Here is a 16,382-nt window from a genome sequence, read left to right as displayed (position 1 = left end):
CGGAGTAGTGGGATTGAGGGCGGCGGCATCATTCTTTCGGGAGGGAGCGCATGGCCTCCTGCTGCTCTTGGAGCCAGTGGAAATCTTCCTTGGCTTCAGCCATAGAACTCCCTGCATTTACGCGGCGATACTCCTTGATGAAGGCGATCAAGTCACTTTCCTGAACAGTTTGTCCCATCAAACGTGTGGTGATTTTTGGGAAGGGGAGGTCAACAAAAATGTAATCGGGATGCCACGTTCCCCAATCTAGCGAGCGTGGGAAGTCACCCCAGATATGAGTGTCTTTGCCGCATTTAAGCCCCCGAACCATGTCTATTTGCAGATAGCGACAGGTAGAACATTTCTTAGGAACCGTCACCTTTGAAGTGAAGTATTTGTGGTCAAAGAAGACTGGGTGGGTTGGCCCAGCGATGCCACAGAACCCATGATCTAAGTTCAGGTACCGGCCAATTCTTTCGGCAGCTCTTGTGCATGAGCCTTCAAACAGGAAGTCGCAGGTGCCGCACTTCTGCGGAACGGCTCCTCTAAGTCCCAGATGCCCGAAGGGAACAGGCGGCTCAATCGAGCCGTTGACAGAGCAGGCGGGGAAGGCATCGTGCCACATCAGAATAAAAAATACTTCTGCGCCAACGGCAGTTCGTCCAGCGGTTCACACGTTGCCAGTTCGCCGTCTACCCGCACTTCATAGGTTTCGGGATTCACGTCGATCTGCGGCGTCCCGGCGTTCAGAATCATATCGGCCTTGCCGATGCTGCGCGTATTCGCTACGGCGCTGTAGCGGCGGCCCACGTCCGGCAAGTGGCCCAGTTCCAGACTGATGCCCGACACGAAATGCAGGCAGGTGGCGTCCATTCCGCCGCCGTGTGCGGCAAACATGGGGCGCGGGTACACGGGCTGCGGCGTGGGAATACTGGCGTTGGCATCGCCCATCTGCGCGGCTACCACCAAACCGCCCTTGATGATCATGGCCGTTTTTGCGCCGAAAAAGGCAGGCTTCCACAGCACCAGATCGGCCAGTTTGCCCACTTCGATGCTGCCGACTTCGTGCGCGATGCCGTGTGCGATGGCCGGATTGATGGTGTATTTGGCGATATAGCGCCGGGCGCGGAAGTTGTCGGCGCGGGTGTCCGTGTGGAGTGCGCCGCGCTGAAGCTTCATCTTGTGCGCCGTCTGCCACGTCCGGGTAATCACCTCGCCCACCCGCCCCATCGCCTGAGAATCGCTGCTCATCATGGAAAACACGCCCAGATCGTGCAGCACGTCTTCGGCAGCAATGGTTTCGGGCCGAATCCGGCTTTCGGCAAAACTTACATCTTCGGGAATGCGCGGGCTGAGGTGGTGGCAGACCATCAGCATATCCAGATGTTCGTGGATGGTATTGACGGTAAACGGCATGGTGGGGTTCGTGCTAGACGGCAACACGTTGGGCAGCCCCGCCACCCGGATAATGTCGGGCGCGTGGCCGCCGCCTGCGCCCTCGGTATGAAAGGTGTGAATGGTGCGGCCCGCGAAGGCCCGGATGCTGTCTTCCACGAAGCCCGATTCGTTCAGAGTGTCGGTGTGAATCGCCACCTGCACGTCAAAATCCTCGGCCACGCTGAGGGCGGCATCTATTGCGGCGGGCGTAGTGCCCCAGTCCTCGTGCAGCTTGAGGCCCAGCGCCCCGGCCCGAATCTGCTCGGCCAGCGGCGCTTTGGTGCTGGCGTTGCCCTTGCCCAGCAGTCCAAAGTTCAGCGGCAGGCCCGCCAAGCTTTCCAACATGCGGTGAATGTGCCACTCGCCGGGGGTGCAGGTGGTGGCGCTTGTGCCCGCTGTGGGGCCAGTGCCGCCGCCGATCATGGTGGTCACGCCCGATTCCAATGCCGTCCAGCACTGCTGCGGCGCAATAAAATGAATGTGGGTATCCACGCCGCCCGCCGTAAGAATGTGGCCCTCGCCCGCGATGATTTCGGTGCTGGCCCCGATGGTCAGGCCCGGACTGACGCCGTCCTGCGTGCCGGGATTGCCCGCCTTGCCAATCGCCGTAATCCGCCCGTTCTTCACGCCTACATCGGCCTTAATCACGCCCCAGTGATCCAGAATGATCGCGTTGGTGATGACCAGATCGGGCACGTTCGGATCGGCGCGGGTAGCGGTGCTGCTCTGGCCGAGGCCGTCCCGAATGACTTTGCCGCCGCCAAATTTCACTTCTTCGCCGTAGGTGGTCAGGTCGCGCTCAATTTCGATCAGCAGTTGTGTGTCGCCCAAGCGCACCCGGTCTCCGGTGGTGGGGCCGTACAGGTCGGCATATTGCTTGCGGGAAATCCTCATCAAACAGACCCCTCTGCCCGGTGTAGGCGAGTGAGACGAGACCGATTGGTTTTGCTCCCCACCTCTAAGGGGGGGCGTTGCGAAGCAACGGGGGGTTGCCCTTTATCACTCTGCCCCCCTGAATCCGCCCGCCCTGGCCCGCTCCAGTGCCCGTTCCCGTTCCGAGTCCAAATCGCCGCTCACCAGTGCGTTCATGCCGTACACGCTGCGGGTTCCGCCGAGTGGCACGGCTTCCACTTCCCGTTCCTCGCCGGGTTCGAAGCGCACGGCGGTTCCGGCGGGAATGTTCAGGCGTTGGCCGTAGGCGGCGGCCCGGTCAAAGTTCAGCGCGGCGTTCACCTCAAAAAAATGAAAATGGCTGCCCACCTGAATCGGGCGGTCTGCGGTGTTGGCAACCATCAGCACGGTCACAGGTTTGCCCGCATTCAACTCTATTGCGCCGTCTTGCAGCAGGTATTCGCCCGCGATGACCCCGCTGTGGCCCCCGCGAATCGGGTCATGAATAGTGACCAGCTTGGTGCCGTCGGGGAAGGTGCCTTCTACCTGAATATCGTGGATCAGTTCCGGCACGCCGTCCATTACGTCGTCGGCGGTCAGGAGCGTCGCGCCCCAGCCCATCAGGTCTTCCACGCGCCGCCCGTCGCGGATGCCTTCCAGCACTTCCGCCGTGATGTACGCCACCGCCTCCGGATGGTTCAGCTTCAGGCCGCGTGCCCTACGCCTGCGGGCCACCTCAGCCGCCGTAAAAATCAACAGTTTGTCGCGTTCGCGTTCAGTCAGTTTCACGCAGGCTCCTTGGGGGTGAACAGGTCTGTAGAAATCAGCTTATGCCGCCGCGTCTGCATTCTGTCGCCGGGTTTCTAAGCAGGATGCAATCAACTGTTGACGATACAGGCAAACGTCCTGTTTCTGCGACTGGTTGTATTCCATCTGACAGACAGGCTGCGTGTATATAGCATCCGGTCTGACTCACCCGCCTACCTGTCTGTGTTCGTGTGGGGGATAGGCCGCCGTCATCCTTTATGCTGACTCTCAGATGAGCGCCGTGATTCACCTCCAAGCGTTGGGCCTGACCGAATACGAGGCCCGCGCCTATACCGCGCTGCTGGCGCTGGGCCGGGCTGTGCCTGCCCGTGTCGCGCGGCAAGCGGGCATTCCTCGCCCCAAGATTTACGAGACGCTGGAACGCTTGGAGGGGCGTGGGCTGGCGGCCAAAGTAGGCCAGAATCCGCTGGAATACGCGCCCCTCAGCGCCCGCGAGTACTTGGCCCGCTCGCGCCGATCCTTCGATGACCGCCTCAGTGCCCTAGACCGTGATCTGTCGCGCCTCGCCCCCGATCCGGCCCCCGAAGCCGTATACCACCTGTACGGCGAGGCCGCCATTCGCAGCCTGTGCGAAGACCTGACCCTGAATGCCCGCCGCAGCGTCTACATGGCCGGAGACGCGGCGTTGGCTGACCGGCTGGAGCGCCTGACCCCACGCGGCGTAGAGCTTCACCGCACGGTGCTGACCAATTTGCCCTCCATTGCCGCCGCCGGACAGCAGGCCTTCCTGCTCGCCCGCGACGGTGAGGCGGCGTTGGTGGCACACTTCATAGAAGAGGGCGGCGTCGGTGACGCGCACGGCGTCCACACGCACAATCCGGTCATCATTCACCTGATCGAGGGCTACGTGCGTTTGGCTGCCCAGCACGGGGTTTCTGCGCCGCCTGCGCCTTAGGCAGAATGCGTTTTACGCTGGTGGTTGACAAGTTCGAATCTCGCTGTTAACCTAGCTGAGCCTTGAGAGCGGCACAAGAGGCGAGCAAGAGAATACGGTGAGGGGCTGTGGCGCAGCTGGGAGCGCGTCTGAATGGCATTCAGAAGGTCAGCGGTTCGATCCCGCTCAGCTCCACCAAAGTCGGCCCCGCCCAACAGCGGGGCAACTTTTATCACTGCATAAGCATCAGTGTACAGTTGGCAGGACGCACCACCCTAAGGCGATGTAGCTCAGCTGGTTAGAGCGAACGACTCATAATCGTTAGGTCCGCGGTTCAAGTCCGCGCATCGCCACCACAAAAATTAGGAACAGAAAACCCCGTGTCAAAACGGGGCTTTTTTGTCTGAATTTTAGGAAGGCCCTGTGCTACAAAATCCGTTGCCCTAACAGACTGGCCGCCATGCTCACCATCACCTCGGCAGTTTGGTTCCGCACGTCCAGCACCGGGTTCACCTCCACGATATCCATACTGGTCACGCGGCCCGAATCCGACAGGAGTTCCATCAGCAGGTGGCCCTCGCGGTAGGTCAGGCCGCCGGGAACGGGGGTGCCCACGCCGGGGGCCACGCTGGGGTCAAGGGCGTCGGCGTCGAAGGACACGTGTAGGCGGGCCGTGTCCGACAGGCGCTCCTGCGTCTCTGCCACGATCCGTGTGATGCCCAACTGGTCTACGTCTTTCATGGTGTAGGCCTTGATTCCAGCCTCGCGCAGCAAGTCGCGCTCGAAGCGGTCTACGCTGCGAATGCCGATCATCACGATGTCTTCGGGGCGTAGGCTCCAGCCGCCGCCCAGTCCCACGAGTTCGGGGTCGCCGCGCCCAGTCAGGTGGGCCACCGGCATGCCGTGAATATTGCCGCTGGGACTGCTGCTGGGCGTGTTGTAGTCGGTGTGGGCGTCCACCCAGATCAGGCCCATGCGCGTGCCTGCCGCGTTTCCGCGCAGGGCGTTACCCGTGACCGTGCCCATGCTGACCGAGTGATCTCCGCCAAGTGTCAGGGGAAATACGTCGTCTGGCAGGGCCGCCAAGCGCTCGGCGGTGGTGCGGCAAGCCTGCACAATCGGGTCTAGAAACACCAGTCCGCTTTCGATGTGCTTGTCCATCGTTTCGGGAATAGCGACGGGCACGTCGCCCAAGTCGTGTACGGTATGCCCCAACTCACGCAGGGTGCGCGACAAGTGCGCGTTGCGGAGGGCCGAAGCGCCCATATCTACACCCCGGCGACCAGCGCCCAAATCCATCGGAATCCCCAAAATAGACACATTCATACAGACCAGCTTAGAGCTTAAACGGGACTATGCCTTGCGTCTGCAACAATATTTTCGGCGTATGGGGCTTAAAGGGCTGCAGTACACGGAGTCTGAATATTCAGGTGTATATTCATGAGCCTGTGTGTGAAGTGGTCAGGCCGCGCCAAGTCCACACCCACAAATCGCCATCTTCTTCATCCCACGCCTGCGCGGTGCGCTCAAAATTCTGTTTGATAAGGACGCGGTGGCTTTCCACGTTGGTGTGCAGGGTGTGTGCGATTACGGTTCTCACGTCTGGGCGCTGACCGAGGGAGGTCAGGAGTGCCCCCACCGCCTCGGTTGCCAGCCCACGCCCCCACGCCTGCGGAGTCAGGCCGTACCCGATCTCGACTTTGCCTGTCCGATCCGGAAATCCTTTGGTGCCCAGTTGCCCCACGGCGCAGAGGCTGGCGCGTTCTATCGCCACAAAATTGCTGTCGACTACCTCGGCCCCACTGTCGAGCAGTACAGGCAACATCGGCAAAAAATCGCCGGGCCATTCGGCAGGCAAATGAACCGTCACTTTTCCAGCTGGCCCGTCTACAGCGGCGTCAAATCCAGCTTGGCCTTCCGCCGACATCCGCCGCCACATCAGGGCGCGGGTCAGGGGCGTCAAAAATAGGCGCGGGGTGGTCAGAACGTTCATGAGTCCGAGCGTACTGGCTGGGTTCGTGTCTCGTCCAGCCTTTATCCCGGCTAGATGCTTGGGCCTGTGCGGGGCCGTTCGGCGCTAGACTCCAGAGAACAGCAACTCAGCCTCCGCTCCTGCGCGGTCTTCTTTTCCCCCGGCTTCGGCACTGACTTTGTTTTCCCTCTTTTTTCATGATCGATACGCCCACCCCCACCCCCTCCACTCTGCCCGGCGAAACGGTAGACCCGCACACGGCGCTTTCGGCGTCTGCCGCGCCCACCAAGCGCCTGATGCTGCTGGCCGACTACGTGCATCCTTTCGTGTACCGCGAAGGTTTTCCGCACGGAGCGCCGCCCGTCGATCTGGTACTGGCCGCCGGAGACTTGCCGGGGTATTACCTCGAATTCTTGGCGAGTACCCTGACCGTGCCCATCGTGTACGTGCACGGCAACCACGAAAACGAGTACGTGAACGAGGGCGACGGGCGCATTCCGCCGCGTGGCGTGATCAACGCACATGGCCGCGTGGTAGAAGAAGCAGGCCTAAAAATCGCGGGCTGGGGCGGCGCTCCCCGCTACCGCAAAGACGGCGCGGGCCAGTACAGCGCCACCGAGGGCCGCATGGGACTGGGCATGCTGGCGTGGCGGGCCAGACGGGGCGTGGACATCCTGCTCACGCACGCGCCGCCGCTGGGGCCACACGCGGGCCTCGATTATGCTCACCGGGGCTGTGATTCCATTTCCCGCTTCATCCGCCAGCGCCACCCCCGCCTCGTGGTTCACGGTCACATCCACGAGTACGAGGGTAAAAAGCAGGATTACACCGACGAAGAAAGCGGCTCGAAAGTGGTCAACGTGTACGGGTACAGGCTGCTGGAGCTGTGAGCGGCAAGCCTTTCTTAAGCCGTCAGACCCTAGACCCTTAGACGCCTGTCGCCCCTCCCACCCCCATTTCTTACCCCCACCGTCGGCCAAATAGCTTAAGGCGTCTGTACATTCGGCACATGTAACCCTGACAATTGACCCCTATACTTTTTCACGGCCCTGAGCGATGAGTTCCTTGTAGTGTTCGCTCTGCACAGAACAGTCTTGACAGACTAAGGGCCGGAGGGAGACGCCCACCTCTGTACCAACGGGCGCGCGAGCGGGCCGAATGTAGGCCGCAGGTGGGTTCGAGTCCCGCCACCCGCCACAACACGACACAACTTCAGGAGTCCCTAGCGGCTCCTGATTTTTTGGTATGAACCCGACAGAACGGGGCTGCTACTCTGCCGCTGTGTTCTTGCCGCCCCTGCTCGCCGTATCGCTGTTGGTTCCTGCCGCGCCCGTTCCGCAGGTCACGGCCCATGCGGGGGCTGCCGTGAGCCTCACGGTCACGTTTCCGTTGAAGGAAGTGCTGCTGAACCGAGCCGCGCCCAACCGCCTGACGCTGTATACGCCTTGGGGCGGCGCGGCGGGCGCTCCCAGTGGCGCAGTTCATACCCAGCCCGAGTTTAAGAGCTATTTCGGTTCGCTGCGGCCCTTGCTGCTGCGCGTGCCTGTGCCGCCGAACGTGCGCCCCGGCCTGTATGCGGCGCGGCTCAGCGGTCCTTTGTTCGTGTGCAACACCAAAGCCGCGATCTGTGTTCGCCGTGACCTGAATCTGGCGGTGAATGTGCGGGTGATGCCCGCCAGCGAAACGGTGTTGTCTGCGTCGCTGCCGCTGACAGACAGGGTGGTGGAGGGGCGGCGCTGAGGGCTGGGTTTGCTGGGGCAGCGTCTAAGGGTCTAAGGTGCTGGGGCGGGTGCGTCGCTGGGCGGCCTCCTCTGCCGGGGCTGCAAGGCGGAACGGTGAGGCCTTTGACCTGCCCTTAGCCCTCTAACCTTAGACGCCCTCCCTCCGCCCCAGCGGGTAGCATCTGCCCCATGTCTGTCACCTCCGGGCCTGCCCCTTCTCTCCCACTTTCCAACGCTGCCAAATTACGCGAGTTTCACCGCGCTATCGGCCTGAAGTTGCCCTCCCAGCCCACCGTCCCTTCCCCTGAACTGCTGGCCCTGCGCCGTACCCTGATCGCCGAGGAATGGGCCGAGGTGCAGCAGGAATTCGAGTCGCTGAAGACCCGTCTGGATGCTGCCGAAGCCCCCGCGCCCGCCCCGCTGGAACTTGCCCCGCTGGCGCACGAACTGGCAGACCTGCTGTACGTCACCTACGGCGCTCTGGACGCGCTGGGGCTGGATGCCGACGCCATTTTCGCCGAGGTTCACCGGGCCAACCTGACCAAAACCACTGGCCCCAAACGCGCCGATGGCAAGCAGCTGAAGCCCGAAGGTTGGCAGCCTGCCGATGTGCGGGCGGTGATTGCGGGGGCGGGGGAGGGCGTCTAAGGGTCAAGGGGCTAGAAAAGCAAAAAGAGGGGTTGCCCCCTCTGGTGGTGTGCTGCTGGTTTTGCGAGTCAGACGGTGCGCCTGAAGCTGCTTAAAACGGCGTTTCTTCCTCTGCTACCGCCACTGCTGCTCCGGTGGCTCTGGGCGCGGCGGTGGGGGCCGGGCGGGGGCGCTGGGGGGCGGCTTGGGCGGGGGCTGCGGCGGCTCGGGGTGCGTTGGCGGCTGCACCTCCGGGAACGGCGTACCGCTCTTGGCGGCGGCCTCCCCGGAAAATCGCCAGCGTCACGTATTCAAATTCGCCATCGGCTTTTTCGCGCACGTGGTCTGGGTCGCTGTTTTTGGCTCCCCGGCTGTACTTCACGGCGGCGGGCAGCTTCATTTTGCGGCTGTCCACGGGTTCCAGTTCGCGGCGGCGGTAACCGTGCCCTTTGTGGTACACCATTTCCTCGCCTTCGGGCGTGGTGTATTTGCGTGCGCCCAACAGCGCCCAATCAAAGTCGGCCTCGTTGTCGAAGGGGAACTGGTAACCGCCCGACGGCAACTCGCCGCTCGTCCAGCCCAAGCGCCCGTATTGACGCTGAACATCCAGCAATTTGTCGGCGCTGTCCACGTCTACCGTGACCCGCGCACCCAGATCGGTAATGAATTCGATATGCAACATAAGACCTCCTGAGATGGCTAACTACGTAAATAACATAACACAGGCGACGCGAAAATGCCAGAGGGACAGGGAACAGTTCTGTCCCGCGTTAGGCCTTCAAGCGCCGGATGGTTCGGCTGTGTTGGCTTCCCGTTCCCGCCGCGAGACCGTCCCCAGAAACAGGGCCAACAGGTCGCCCGTTTCAGGACTGCCCCGCCGCAGTTCTACCCGGTATGTCGCCAGTGTGCGGGCCACCCGTTCGGGCGTGGCAACAGCGTGTAGCACGTCGCCTTCCTGCGCGGCCCGAAAAAAGCTGAGGTGGGTCTCTACGGCTACCGCCTGCGCCTGGAGGTTGCTGATCACGGCAAACGCTTCGTCGGCGAGGCTGAACAACAGGCCGCCGTGCGCCGTGCCGTGCATGTTCAGGCCCGCGCCCGATACCGCCAGCGTCAGGTGCGTGCGCTGCGGCGTAGATTGCAACACGGTCATTCCCAGCATGGCAGCATAAGTCATGCCTGTAGACTAAGCTTTCCACGCCCCCCTAGCTCGGCAATGTTTGTCAGGGTGTGCCCCCTTAAACTAAAGGTGGATTTATGTACCGTTCAGGCCATTTGACGTTATCCTGTTCGCTATGTCGGTGTTGGTTCAGTCATGTCTTTGAGCAATCAGCAGAATAGATGCGCGGCCTGTTTGGTTTCATCTGAGCAAGCTCTTCCATTAAGTATGGCCTTTCAGCCTATCGTTGATGTGCTTAAGCGTGAAGTGTATGCCTACGAGGCACTTGTTCGCGGCCCGCACGGAGAACCTGCGGCTTGGGTCTTTGCTCAAGTCACGCCGGAAAACATGTATCACTTCGATCAGACTTGCCGCGTCACGGCTATTCGCGCGGCGGCCCGTGTGGGCATGCACACGCGGCTGTCTATCAACTTCTTGCCAAATGCTGTATACGATCCGGCCACCTGTATTCGTGCCACCCTTCAAACGGCGCAAGAAGTGGGTTTTCCATTAGACCGACTGATTTTTGAAATTACCGAGCACGAATCGGTATTGAATGAGGCCCGTGTGCGCCGAATTATCGATGCCTACCGGGGCTACGGCTTTGTCACGGCACTGGACGATTACGGTGCGGGGCACGCCACCGCCGGCCTGCTGCTGGCCCTGCGCCCCGACATCGTGAAGGTGGATATGGCGGTCATTCGTGGCCTAGACCGGGATCACTGGCGCTCCAACTTGGTGGATCATCTGGCCCAATTCGCCGCCAAAGTGGGCCTGATGGTCATTGCCGAGGGCGTCGAAACCGTGGAAGAAGCCCGCTGTCTGCTGTCGCTGGGCATCACCTATATGCAGGGCTACTACTTTGCACGGCCCGCCTTTGAGGCCCTGCCGCCCGTACCCGACGATGTGTACTCGGCCTGCCTGAGTGCGGATTGGGTGGCGCGTGTGGCGGTGGACTGAGGGGCGTTGTAGGGGAACGGTGCTGGATGGAGGAAAAGCGTCTAAGGGTCAAGGGTCTAAGAACAGCAGGCCCCGGCGAGACGTTTAGAGCGGTGAGGATGAGAGGCCACCCAGCCACCGAACCCGCCCCAACACCTTAGGCCCTAGACCTTTAGACTCAGCCCCTTAGGCTTCGCTCCTCAGCTCGTCAGACTCCCGCCCAGCCGGAAGAAAAGGCCGGGCCACATCCCCCACCAGATCGTCTTCGCCCGCCGCGTCCCAGTCGGTGTGGTAGACCTCGCGGCAAGCCAGCGGGCCAGAGGTTCCATGTGCTTTGGCGTAGGCGTCTGCCGCGTCGTAGGCGTGCAGAATGGCCGGAAACTGGAATTGCTGTTTGGTCAGCGTGACGAAGGCTTCGGCGTGGGCGGGTTCGGTTCGCAGGGTCACGCCGTCTGGGGCGGTCAGCGTTCCCGCGTAGGGCACACACATCTCTATGGGGCCGTCGCTGTCGGCATTCACCTCTCCGTGATAGATCACTACGCTTGGCCCGGTGGCCTGCGGGCCTGCCAGCGCGTGCAACTGCCCCAGCCCCTGCCGAATCACGTCGCTCAGTTGGTCTACGTACACCCGGCGCGTCAGCGTGGCAAAACGCTGTTCGGGCACTTGGCGTTGCTGCACGGGCAATGAGTCTGTTTGGGTCATTTCTGCTGCCTCCTGTCGTTGTTTGTAGGTCTGCCGGATCAAGTATTCGGCCAAAGCTCTTCTCTGCTGATGCAGGTGCTCCAGCTCTTGCCAGATGGCGTGCAGCATCGCGCCGCGCTGGGCAGGTGGGGCGTCCAGCAGGCTCTGAATCTGGGGCAAGGGCAACTCCAATTGCCGCAGCAGCCCGATGGCCCGCGCCCGTTCCAATTGCTGCGCCGAATACAGGCGGTAGCCGCTGGCCGGGTCAACCTGTGCGGGCGGCAACAGCCCCAGCGCGTCGTAGAGCCGCAGCGCCTTCAGACTCAGCCGACTGAGGCGCGAGAATGCGCCGATGGTCATGTTGGTCTGAGCGCCCAAATCACTGACTGTCGCTTCTGCGTCTGTGTGTGCCGCCATGCTGCCTTCCCCCGGAGGTGAAAAAATTGCGATGAGTCGAAGACGAAGCCGAACAAGGTGAGTGGCAACAGGTACGGGATTGCGGCTGACCTCAGTGTGCGGTCTGCCCTTGGGGGAAGGTCAAGTCCTGCCGCCGGATCAAGCTTTGCACGCTAGATTGGCCTCCATGACTGCCCCGCCCGGTTCCTTGTTGCGCGGCCCACTGTTGCGCGAAACGGAGGCGGGCTGGGTGCGCGGCGAAACGCTCAAGGCAGGCCACAGCCACAGTTGGGCGTGGTTAGGCGTGCCTTACGCGGCGCAGGCGGCGGGCCCCTTGCGCTTCCGGCCCCCGCAGCCGCATGGGGGCTGGGTGGGAATACGGGAAGCCCGCAGCTTCGGCCCAGACGTGCTGCAACCCCTCGATCCCTCGGTGACGCTCACGCCATCGGTAGAGGGCAGTCTGCTGCTGAATATCTGGACGCCCGCCCGCCCCGCGCCCGCTGGGGGCTGGCCCGTGCTGTTCTGGCTGCACGGCGGCGCATTCCGCGCAGGCAGTGGCCGCCTGTACGATGGCCGCGAATTGGCCGCACGCGGAGAAATTGTTGTCGTGAGCGTCAATTCCCGCTTGGGGCCGCTGGGCTACGCCAATTTTGGCGGCCTGTTTGCCGATGACCGATTTGCCCCCAATGCCGGGTTTCAGGATCAGGTGGCGGCGCTGCGCTGGGTGCATGCCAATATCGCGGCTTTCGGGGGCAATCCGGCCCGAATCACGGCGGCGGGCCAATCGGCGGGGGCGGCGGGTGTGTCGCTGCTGCTGGGGCACGGCTCTACTGCCCCGCTGTTGGCGGGGGCCATCTTGCAAAGCGGCGGGCTGAATCAGGTCAGTGATTTGGACAATAGCCTCGATATTGCCCGCGCCTATGCCAACGCGTTGGGCGTGCGCCGCGACAACCTGAACGCGCTCTGGACACTGCCGCCCCGTGCCTTCGTGGCCGCGCTGCACACGCTGGAAGGCGTGCGGAAACGCAGCCTGAATTCCCGCCCCTTCCTTGACGGCGTGCTGCTGCCTACCACCCGCGCTGAACTGCTGGCCCGCCCGCTGGCTCCCGTACCGCTGCTGATCGGGGCCAACCGCGAAGAATATTCACTGTTCGTGCGCCTGCCAGACCGCATTTTTCAGAAGATAGACCGGACGTATTTGGCGCATAAGCTGGAGCAACAAGCTTCGCCGGAGCGGGTGCTGAAGATTCTGTCGGCCTACCCGGACACCCTAGAAGGGCTGACCGCGCTGGGCACCGACCTGTTTTTTCACACGCCTAACGATGTGCTGGGCGACGCGCACCCGGCCCCGCACTGGCGCTACCGATTGGACTGGGGCACTAAAGTCGCGGGCCTCGGCGCAACGCACGGCATGGAACTGCTGTTCCTGTGGCCCCGCCCGATGGGGTTGTCGTCGGCCCTGATGCGCGGTGGGCAGGCCCGCCAACGTGCCGCGCTGGCACACAGAATGCAAACCGCGTGGCTGAACTTCGTGCGGGAGGGTAGCCCCGGCCCCGACTGGCAGCCCGGTAGCGCCGAACAGCCCAACGTGAATGTGTTGTCGCTGGCGGGCCTGAGTGTGGAAGCTGAGGCTGAGCGCAAACGCCGCGCCCTGTGGGACGGTTTAGTCGTGCCGATGCCGTGAGCGTCCAGCCTTTCCCACGTTCCACACTCCACGATTCAACCACCCCCATGTTAGATTCACCCCCATGCGAGGAAAACGGGGTCTAGGCGGGGTTTTGACCGGAGCGGCGGTGCTGTGGGCTGGGCTGTGGGCCGGTTCCCAACTGGCGTGGCGCTGGGCCGGGTTGGGGGTTGCCCGCCGGGGCCGCAGCGCCACGCCTACTGCCGCGCTGATGCTGGTAGGTGGCCCGGATCCTATGGTCACGCCGCCTATGCTGGATGCCCTGCACGCCGCCGGAGTGAAGGCCACGTTTTTTGTGGATGCCGACGCTGTAGCCCGGTTCCCCGACTTGACGCGCCGAATCGTGGAGGCCGGACACTCGCTGGGAGCCGATCTAGGCGGCTCTGCGGTGTCATTGCCTTGGGTGCTGATAAGCAAGCTGAAGCGGACGCGGCAAGCTATTCAAACTGCGACAGGTGAAGACATTCAGTTTTTCACCGCTCGCCCGCAGGCCCCGCCGCCCAGTGTGCTGTTGGCCGCCCACGCTACGGGCCTCACGCCTGTGCAGGGCGAGCCGATCAGCGCCGGATTGCCTGCTCACTTGCCGCAAGGCCGTCTGCTGGCGTTGTCTGGGACGCATTCCAGTACGCCTGACCTCTTGCCGCCTCTCTTGGCCGAACTCCGGGCACGCGGTTACGTTCCGCATCCCTTGCCCGCACTCCCCGGCCTGCGCCCCGAACACTCTGGCGACCTGATCCCTGACCTGATGGGCGTAGTCGACGTGCTGTATGACCGCACGGGCCGCATTCGGCGCATCGGGGGACACGCGCATAGCCTGTTCCGGTTGGGCACTGCTCCGTATCCGTTGCCCACCATCACGCTCACCGACCCGACCCAGCCGCAAGGCTTAAGCATCGCGGCGGGCCAGCGCATCGCAGAGTTTCATCTCGACAGCGCCCGCTTGGTGCAACTCGCGGAGCGCCCTGTGGCGGGGCGGCACGTGGTCAAGCACTCCATTCACGACCTTGCCGCCGCCATGCGTGACGATCCCCAGTGGAATACTCTCCCCGCCGTGTTCAGTATCAGCATTTTCTCCGATGTGCTGCGGTTGTACGGGTTTACGGTGGTGGAGTTGCCCGCGCCGATGCTGCGCCGCCTGAACTGGTGGTCACGCACCCTGCGCCGCGCTTACGGAGTGTCCGACCTGAGCCGCCCGCATACGCCCAAGCTGGCCGTCATCTCGCGCACCGAACTGATTCGGCGCTTTGGAGAACGCAAATAGACGCTGAGGCCGCGCCCGCTGACCTGTAGGCTGGGGCCATGCGTTCCTTTTTGCTGGCCTGCCTGATGGTCTCTTCCTCTGCTGTGGCAGGCGGTTCGGGCGGCGGGCGAGTGCTGCCGCCTGCGCCCACGCGCCTGCCTGCTTCGGCCCCGGTGCAGTCCGGTCAGGCCTGGGTCTTGGCCGGAACCACTGCAGACGGCGAGCAATTCCAGACCGTGTTGAAGCTGAGTGCAGACGCCCCCCAATTGGACGGTGCATGGACATTCCGCGCAGACCGGGGCGTGCTGCTGTACGATTCCGCCGCCCAGTCCGTAGTGGCGCTGGACTTGAAAGAAGTGGCCGAAGGTGGGCTGGCGCTGGCGTGTGTGCGGGTGGGTAGGCTCACTGCCGGGGCAGGGGAGGGCGTGCTGGTCAGCGGCACGGCCCCGCAAGTGGCGGCCCGCTTGGAAGAAGCGTTTGCTGTTGCCAGCGCCACCCCTGATCCGGCAGACCTCGCGGCAGCGGCGGCAGGGTTGCGGCTGGGACGCTGCACGCTGACCCAGCAGAACTAGCGGCCTGCGGGCTTGGCATCCCCTTCATCTTGCCCTGTTCGTAAACGTCGCTTGAGCTTCGGCTTGTCTGACCCATGTGTGCGGCTGTCACACTTGCCCCATGCCAGACAAAGACGACAAGAACAAGGGCCACACCAGCCTTCCCGATCAGTTTGACCGCAACAAGAAGGAAGTGCACGAAATCGACGACGGCCACAAGCCCAATTTGAAAGGCGCGAATGACCGCGAGGCCACCGCCGCCCGCAACAACGAGCATGAGGGCCACAAAGAAAAGCAGGATGTGGAAGAAGCCCGCTCGGTTCCGGCCAGCAAGCAAGGCTAAACTCTACATACAGCAGGCAGAGGCCGGGGAGAACATCCCTAGCCTCTGCTTTTTGGGGTTGTTAACGAATATCCAATGGCTCGTACACTTTTTTACTCGTGCCGTCATCAAACACCAGCGTGCCGATGGCTCCCACCCGTACATAGCGGCGGTCTGCACGGGCACGCACGTTCAGGGGCAAAGTAAAGCTGAAGCTGCCGCCCTGCTGCGCCAATTTCACGTTGCCGCCGCCGCCCACCGCATACGTATCGCGCCCCGGAAGGCGGAGCTTGGCGGTAGCGCCGCCCACGTAATATTCCAGTTCATATTCGAAGCTGGCGCTGATGAGTCGCCGTCCGTTGGGCACAGTATTGACCCGCAGGGTGCAGGCCGCGCCCTCACCCAGCGGCAGGTAGGCCGTGACGCCCCGGTTGCTGCGGCAGGATGTGAACGACCAATCCAGCAGCTTGAGCGCCGCGTTGTTTGTGGTTGTGGCCGCACGCGCCGGAGCCGGAGCGCTGTAGTTCGTGTAAGTCAAGTCGGCCAAGAGTGCAATAGCCGTTTGCCCACCGTCCCGCACGCACAAAATAGAGCGGGCGTTGGGAGCCGGATAACTGCTGAGCAGGCGCTCGGAGGTGGCCCCGTAGCAGGGTTCGATACGGCCTGTGAAGGCGGCGTACCCTATGGCCGTGCGTTGCAGATTGGCGAAGGTGGCTCGGTCTGTTTCGGCGTAAAAGGCGTCCTCGTCGATAAAAATCGCCATCAGTTCAATTCGGCCCTGCGCGTCGTCATTCTCGCGCCGGATAAAAGCCCGGTCTCCGGTATTCAGGTTATAGATCCAGTTCTGGCCGTTGCGGTAGGGTTCGCTACAACTGTATTGGCGGCAAAACGGGCTGTTATAAAAACTGTCGCGGGTGCCTAAGATTCCGGCGGCAGAGGCCGTCGACAGCGCCGCGCTAGAGAGGGCGGCCAAGAGCAAGCCCGCAAACGGACGTGGCAGATTCAGCATGCCTGTAGGGTAGTGGGTCAGTCAGATGGGCGGGGCCGCATATCCAGCAGATGCGGCCCCTGTGGTGTGGTTGTC

General features: G+C 62.7%; 18 protein-coding genes and 2 tRNA genes. 11 read left to right on the top strand and 9 right to left on the bottom strand.

Going from position 1 to position 16,382, the window contains the following annotated elements; genetic code table 11:
• Positions 1 to 28: 28 nt before the first annotated feature.
• From SU48_RS14185 to SU48_RS10675, 3 genes are all read right to left on the bottom strand, one after another.
• On the bottom strand, positions 29 to 604 hold the full coding sequence (locus SU48_RS14185; protein WP_157451150.1) for a hypothetical protein: 576 nt from the start codon (positions 602 to 604) through the stop codon (positions 29 to 31).
• The gene (gene ureC, locus SU48_RS10680) at positions 604 to 2,310 is read right to left on the bottom strand and encodes an urease subunit alpha (RefSeq protein WP_157451149.1); all 1,707 of its coding nucleotides are present in this window, start codon (positions 2,308 to 2,310) and stop codon (positions 604 to 606) included. Before ureC ends, SU48_RS14185 begins: the two co-directional genes overlap by 1 nt.
• A 105-nt stretch (positions 2,311 to 2,415) precedes the next feature.
• Entirely contained in the window at positions 2,416 to 3,096 is a 681-nt protein-coding gene (locus tag SU48_RS10675; protein ID WP_064015242.1) for an urease subunit gamma, read from the bottom strand.
• A gap of 250 nt (positions 3,097 to 3,346) precedes the next feature.
• Here SU48_RS10675 and SU48_RS10670 point away from each other — a divergent pair, with 250 nt between their 5' ends.
• The 3 genes from SU48_RS10670 to SU48_RS10660 all read left to right on the top strand — a co-directional run bounded on the left by SU48_RS10670 (position 3,347) and on the right by SU48_RS10660 (position 4,365).
• The gene (locus tag SU48_RS10670) at positions 3,347 to 4,030 is read left to right on the top strand and encodes a TrmB family transcriptional regulator (RefSeq protein ID WP_064015241.1); all 684 of its coding nucleotides are present in this window, start codon (positions 3,347 to 3,349) and stop codon (positions 4,028 to 4,030) included.
• A 101-nt stretch (positions 4,031 to 4,131) separates the two neighbouring features.
• Positions 4,132 to 4,207, top strand: a tRNA-Ala gene (locus SU48_RS10665).
• A gap of 81 nt (positions 4,208 to 4,288) precedes the next feature.
• A tRNA-Met gene (locus SU48_RS10660) sits at positions 4,289 to 4,365 on the top strand.
• Positions 4,366 to 4,435: 70 nt separating this feature from the next.
• On the opposite strand, the gene rocF is transcribed toward SU48_RS10660, so the two are convergent.
• Positions 4,436 to 5,335, bottom strand: coding sequence for an arginase (rocF, locus tag SU48_RS10655; RefSeq protein WP_064015240.1), 900 nt, complete (start codon positions 5,333 to 5,335; stop codon positions 4,436 to 4,438).
• 112 nt (positions 5,336 to 5,447) lie between these two features.
• Positions 5,448 to 6,002, bottom strand: a complete 555-nt coding sequence (locus SU48_RS10650) for a GNAT family N-acetyltransferase (RefSeq protein WP_064015239.1) — start codon at positions 6,000 to 6,002, stop codon at positions 5,448 to 5,450.
• A 275-nt stretch (positions 6,003 to 6,277) separates the two neighbouring features.
• Here SU48_RS10650 and SU48_RS10645 point away from each other — a divergent pair, with 275 nt between their 5' ends.
• The 3 genes from SU48_RS10645 (at position 6,278) to SU48_RS10635 (ending at position 8,350) form a co-directional block, all read left to right on the top strand.
• Complete coding sequence (locus SU48_RS10645) at positions 6,278 to 6,871, top strand: metallophosphoesterase family protein (RefSeq protein ID WP_064016000.1); 594 nt, start codon at positions 6,278 to 6,280, stop codon at positions 6,869 to 6,871.
• A 391-nt stretch (positions 6,872 to 7,262) separates the two neighbouring features.
• Positions 7,263 to 7,721 (top strand): hypothetical protein, encoded by a 459-nt coding sequence (locus SU48_RS10640; RefSeq protein WP_064015238.1) that lies wholly within the window; start codon positions 7,263 to 7,265, stop codon positions 7,719 to 7,721.
• Between the two features lie 170 nt (positions 7,722 to 7,891).
• A complete protein-coding gene (locus tag SU48_RS10635) occupies positions 7,892 to 8,350 on the top strand; it encodes a pyrophosphohydrolase domain-containing protein (protein ID WP_064015237.1) in 459 nt (152 codons plus the stop codon).
• 91 nt (positions 8,351 to 8,441) lie between these two features.
• On the opposite strand, the gene SU48_RS10630 is transcribed toward SU48_RS10635, so the two are convergent.
• Entirely contained in the window at positions 8,442 to 9,011 is a 570-nt protein-coding gene (locus SU48_RS10630) for a single-stranded DNA-binding protein (protein WP_064015236.1), read from the bottom strand.
• 96 nt (positions 9,012 to 9,107) lie between these two features.
• Entirely contained in the window at positions 9,108 to 9,503 is a 396-nt protein-coding gene (gene paaI / locus SU48_RS10625; RefSeq protein WP_064015235.1) for a hydroxyphenylacetyl-CoA thioesterase PaaI, read from the bottom strand.
• Positions 9,504 to 9,737: 234 nt separating this feature from the next.
• On the opposite strand from paaI, the gene SU48_RS10620 reads away from it, so the two are divergent.
• Entirely contained in the window at positions 9,738 to 10,445 is a 708-nt protein-coding gene (locus SU48_RS10620) for an EAL domain-containing protein (RefSeq protein WP_231881605.1), read from the top strand.
• 165 nt (positions 10,446 to 10,610) lie between these two features.
• Here SU48_RS10620 and SU48_RS10615 read toward each other — a convergent pair whose 3' ends face one another.
• Positions 10,611 to 11,522 carry a MerR family transcriptional regulator gene (locus SU48_RS10615; RefSeq protein ID WP_082869747.1) on the bottom strand — a complete coding sequence of 304 codons (912 nt, stop codon included), beginning with the start codon at positions 11,520 to 11,522 and terminating at the stop codon, positions 10,611 to 10,613.
• Positions 11,523 to 11,688: 166 nt separating this feature from the next.
• Between SU48_RS10615 and SU48_RS10610 the strand changes: the two genes are divergently transcribed.
• The 4 genes from SU48_RS10610 to SU48_RS10595 all read left to right on the top strand — a co-directional run bounded on the left by SU48_RS10610 (position 11,689) and on the right by SU48_RS10595 (position 15,319).
• The gene (locus tag SU48_RS10610; protein WP_064015233.1) at positions 11,689 to 13,185 is read left to right on the top strand and encodes a carboxylesterase/lipase family protein; all 1,497 of its coding nucleotides are present in this window, start codon (positions 11,689 to 11,691) and stop codon (positions 13,183 to 13,185) included.
• 64 nt (positions 13,186 to 13,249) lie between these two features.
• A complete protein-coding gene (locus SU48_RS10605; RefSeq protein ID WP_082869746.1) occupies positions 13,250 to 14,446 on the top strand; it encodes a YkoP family protein in 1,197 nt (398 codons plus the stop codon).
• A 38-nt stretch (positions 14,447 to 14,484) separates the two neighbouring features.
• The gene (locus SU48_RS10600) at positions 14,485 to 14,997 is read left to right on the top strand and encodes a hypothetical protein (protein WP_064015231.1); all 513 of its coding nucleotides are present in this window, start codon (positions 14,485 to 14,487) and stop codon (positions 14,995 to 14,997) included.
• Positions 14,998 to 15,097: 100 nt separating this feature from the next.
• Positions 15,098 to 15,319 carry a hypothetical protein gene (locus SU48_RS10595; RefSeq protein WP_064015230.1) on the top strand — a complete coding sequence of 74 codons (222 nt, stop codon included), beginning with the start codon at positions 15,098 to 15,100 and terminating at the stop codon, positions 15,317 to 15,319.
• A 61-nt stretch (positions 15,320 to 15,380) separates the two neighbouring features.
• On the opposite strand, the gene SU48_RS10590 is transcribed toward SU48_RS10595, so the two are convergent.
• The gene (locus SU48_RS10590) at positions 15,381 to 16,307 is read right to left on the bottom strand and encodes a hypothetical protein (RefSeq protein WP_064015229.1); all 927 of its coding nucleotides are present in this window, start codon (positions 16,305 to 16,307) and stop codon (positions 15,381 to 15,383) included.
• Between the last annotated feature and the right edge of the window lie 75 nt (positions 16,308 to 16,382).

Source organism: Deinococcus puniceus (assembly GCF_001644565.1).
Classification (GTDB): domain Bacteria; phylum Deinococcota; class Deinococci; order Deinococcales; family Deinococcaceae; genus Deinococcus; species Deinococcus puniceus.
Note: the sequence above shows the minus strand (reverse complement) of the source record. Positions and strands in the feature narration are given on the sequence as shown.

Coding starts and splice junctions, on each gene's coding strand:
- SU48_RS10600 (WP_064015231.1), top strand. CDS start 14,485: ATGCGTTCCTTTTTGCTGGCCTGCCTGATGGTCTCTTCCTCTGCTGTG.
- SU48_RS10670 (WP_064015241.1), top strand. CDS start 3,347: ATGAGCGCCGTGATTCACCTCCAAGCGTTGGGCCTGACCGAATACGAG.
- SU48_RS10645 (WP_064016000.1), top strand. CDS start 6,278: ATGCTGCTGGCCGACTACGTGCATCCTTTCGTGTACCGCGAAGGTTTT.
- SU48_RS10590 (WP_064015229.1), bottom strand. CDS start 16,307: ATGCTGAATCTGCCACGTCCGTTTGCGGGCTTGCTCTTGGCCGCCCTC.
- SU48_RS10605 (WP_082869746.1), top strand. CDS start 13,250: ATGCGAGGAAAACGGGGTCTAGGCGGGGTTTTGACCGGAGCGGCGGTG.
- SU48_RS10615 (WP_082869747.1), bottom strand. CDS start 11,522: ATGGCGGCACACACAGACGCAGAAGCGACAGTCAGTGATTTGGGCGCT.
- rocF (WP_064015240.1), bottom strand. CDS start 5,335: ATGAATGTGTCTATTTTGGGGATTCCGATGGATTTGGGCGCTGGTCGC.
- SU48_RS10595 (WP_064015230.1), top strand. CDS start 15,098: ATGCCAGACAAAGACGACAAGAACAAGGGCCACACCAGCCTTCCCGAT.
- SU48_RS14185 (WP_157451150.1), bottom strand. CDS start 604: ATGTGGCACGATGCCTTCCCCGCCTGCTCTGTCAACGGCTCGATTGAG.
- SU48_RS10650 (WP_064015239.1), bottom strand. CDS start 6,002: ATGAACGTTCTGACCACCCCGCGCCTATTTTTGACGCCCCTGACCCGC.
- SU48_RS10610 (WP_064015233.1), top strand. CDS start 11,689: ATGACTGCCCCGCCCGGTTCCTTGTTGCGCGGCCCACTGTTGCGCGAA.
- ureC (WP_157451149.1), bottom strand. CDS start 2,310: ATGAGGATTTCCCGCAAGCAATATGCCGACCTGTACGGCCCCACCACC.
- SU48_RS10630 (WP_064015236.1), bottom strand. CDS start 9,011: ATGTTGCATATCGAATTCATTACCGATCTGGGTGCGCGGGTCACGGTA.
- SU48_RS10635 (WP_064015237.1), top strand. CDS start 7,892: ATGTCTGTCACCTCCGGGCCTGCCCCTTCTCTCCCACTTTCCAACGCT.
- paaI (WP_064015235.1), bottom strand. CDS start 9,503: ATGACTTATGCTGCCATGCTGGGAATGACCGTGTTGCAATCTACGCCG.